The following is a 2,368-nucleotide window of genomic DNA, read 5'->3' as shown; positions in this document are numbered from 1 at the left end:
CAATTGAGCTAAGTCGGCATTTAAATGGTGGAGGTTAACGGACTCGAACCGCTGACCCTCTGCTTGTAAGGCAGATGCTCTCCCAACTGAGCTAAACCTCCAAAACTTGCCATACAAAGGGATTAAAATAAATGGAGCAGGTGATGAGAATCGAACTCACGTAGTCAGCTTGGAAGGCTGAAGTTCTACCATTGAACTACACCTGCAACAAATAATGGCTGGGGTACCTGGATTCGAACCAGGGAAATGCAGGAGTCAAAGTCCTGTGCCTTACCGCTTGGCTATACCCCAATAAGTGGTGGAGAAGGACAGATTCGAACTGCCGAACCAAAAGGAACTGAGTTACAGTCAGCCGCGTTTAGCCACTTCGCTACTTCTCCATCAACATGGTGGAGGTTAACGGGCTCGAACCGCTGACCCTCTGCTTGTAAGGCAGATGCTCTCCCAACTGAGCTAAACCTCCATGTTTTTTTTTCGCCGCAAACTCGTTTGCGCTCATTTATATTACCAAAGGATATTTGGGATGTCAACGGAATTTTTAATTTTTTTTATAAAATTTTCAAATTTTAATTCAAGAGCCTTTATATAAAGCTTTTTTATTGCTTTATTATTTATTCTTTTTTGTTCCTCAAACAAATATCCATTATGCACAACATACATTTTTGACAAAATCACTGAATATTTTTTACCAAACACAATCTTTTCTTGGATACAATCCAATCGTTTAATCAATTCAAAATCTGAAACATAATGAATATATGTATTATAATACTGACAATACTCTTTCAATTGGTTCGGCTCATCTGGAAAAACAATATATACAGGAATACCTGCTTTTTGAAACGTTGGACTCCATAACAAAAATAAATCATGATAGCCTAAAGTTTTTTCTAACTCAATAGAGTCCAGCACCACCAAAAGCGATGTATCCTTTATATTCGGTATTTGGATTTTTTCAATTTTGTTCATTTATATATGTAGGAATGCATGCATATTGTATCACAATTTAACCTGGTGTAAAATATAGGCATATATTAGGAGGGGTTACATGATTCAAATGGGAATTGATTTGGGTACAAACTACATCCGGCTTTGTACACAAGAAGATGGTCTACTATATAATGAACCATGCATGGTTGCGCTTGATGGGCAAAATCATGTTTTAGGCATTGGCGAAGACGCTAAGGATTTAATTGGATCCATGGATCCAAATATTAAAGTAATATCTCCTTTACGTGAAAATCCAATTAACTTTGACGTTCTAGACATACTCCTAGAACAACTACTATATGAACACAAAGCTTTTCGTATGTTTCAAAAAACAGTTTTGTTGGTCAGCTATCCAACTAGTTTCAGTAAAGAATCATGCGACATATTGAAAGAACACCTTGAAGATTTAGGTGCTTACCGCGTTTATTTTGAACAAGAAATCTGGATTGCTGCTATTGGCGCAAAACTCGATTTATTTTTACCCGTTGCTAGCTGTGTATTAAATATTGGTTCTTCAAACTGCGATATTGCAATCTTCCAAAACGGCAAGATGATCAAAAAATCTCGTTGCAACGTATCTGGAAGTACAATCAACATCGCCATTAAAAACTGGCTATTTAAATCCTACAACATGAATGTATCAACAAAGCAAGTTGAAAAAATCAAGCGTAAGATTGGACAGGTTAATATTCAGCAAAATCCCAAAAGTCTTGAAGTTGTTGGCATGGACCAAAATAGTCATGTACTAAAATCCGCAATCATTAACGAAAATCAAATAGTTGGAATCCTAACACCCTTAGTACAACAATGGGCCAACTGGATTCTACAATTTTTATCTAGCTTGCCAATCACAATGCAGCAAGATGTAAAAACTCGCGGAATCATATGTTGTGGTGGATCCATGTTATTGAATGGACTACCTTCCTATCTACAAAACACAATAGGATGTCCAATCTTTGTCACAGACGATCCAATCAATACAGTTTCTGCAGGATTAATGATTCTTTTGTCCCGCATGGAAGATTAAGCTCAATTTAAGGAAAATCATTTAACATTAAACCGCAAACAGCAGAACACTTATTCATATCCTATTCCCTTTTCTCTTAATGCTGTTTCAAAAGCTCCCAATGGGAGTTTTTCTTTTTGTGTGATATAATTTGTTCCATTAGGAGGACCTTTATGAACAAAAATATCGTATCATCAATCTTATATTTAATCGCAGCCATCTGCTTATTTATATTCACCTATAACCTGACTTATACATTCCTATATATAGGTATCTTATTTTTAGCCATCGCAGCAATCTATTCAAAGAAGGTTAAAAAATAATGAAAAGAAAAAACAGCAATAACACATGGCTATTTACAATCTGTATTGC

At 36.0% G+C, this 2,368-nt stretch carries 2 protein-coding genes and 5 tRNA genes; 1 reads left to right on the top strand and 6 read right to left on the bottom strand.

What is annotated here, in order from left to right; all coding sequences use genetic code 11:
- Window positions 1-25: 25 nt before the first annotated feature.
- The 6 genes from ACZQCL_RS01200 to ACZQCL_RS01175 all read right to left on the bottom strand — a co-directional run bounded on the left by ACZQCL_RS01200 (window position 26) and on the right by ACZQCL_RS01175 (window position 969).
- Window positions 26-101 (bottom strand) — tRNA-Val (locus ACZQCL_RS01200).
- 31 nt (window positions 102-132) lie between these two features.
- Window positions 133-206 (bottom strand) — tRNA-Gly (locus tag ACZQCL_RS01195).
- A gap of 9 nt (window positions 207-215) precedes the next feature.
- A tRNA-Gln gene (locus ACZQCL_RS01190) sits at window positions 216-291 on the bottom strand.
- Window positions 292-296: 5 nt separating this feature from the next.
- Window positions 297-380, bottom strand: a tRNA-Tyr gene (locus tag ACZQCL_RS01185).
- Between the two features lie 7 nt (window positions 381-387).
- Window positions 388-463 (bottom strand) — tRNA-Val (locus ACZQCL_RS01180).
- Between the two features lie 41 nt (window positions 464-504).
- On the bottom strand, window positions 505-969 hold the full coding sequence (locus tag ACZQCL_RS01175) for a hypothetical protein (RefSeq protein WP_227990865.1): 465 nt from the start codon (window positions 967-969) through the stop codon (window positions 505-507).
- Window positions 970-1,048: 79 nt separating this feature from the next.
- On the opposite strand from ACZQCL_RS01175, the gene ACZQCL_RS01170 reads away from it, so the two are divergent.
- Window positions 1,049-2,017 (top strand): rod shape-determining protein, encoded by a 969-nt coding sequence (locus ACZQCL_RS01170; RefSeq protein ID WP_227990866.1) that lies wholly within the window; start codon window positions 1,049-1,051, stop codon window positions 2,015-2,017.
- Window positions 2,018-2,368 lie beyond the last annotated feature (351 nt).

It is taken from the genome of Holdemanella sp., assembly GCF_056804935.1.
The sequence above is the reverse complement of the archived record's forward strand: the minus strand, read 5'-3'. Positions and strand labels throughout refer to the sequence as shown.

Coding starts and splice junctions, on each gene's coding strand:
- ACZQCL_RS01175 (WP_227990865.1), bottom strand. CDS start 969: ATGAACAAAATTGAAAAAATCCAAATACCGAATATAAAGGATACATCG.
- ACZQCL_RS01170 (WP_227990866.1), top strand. CDS start 1,049: ATGATTCAAATGGGAATTGATTTGGGTACAAACTACATCCGGCTTTGT.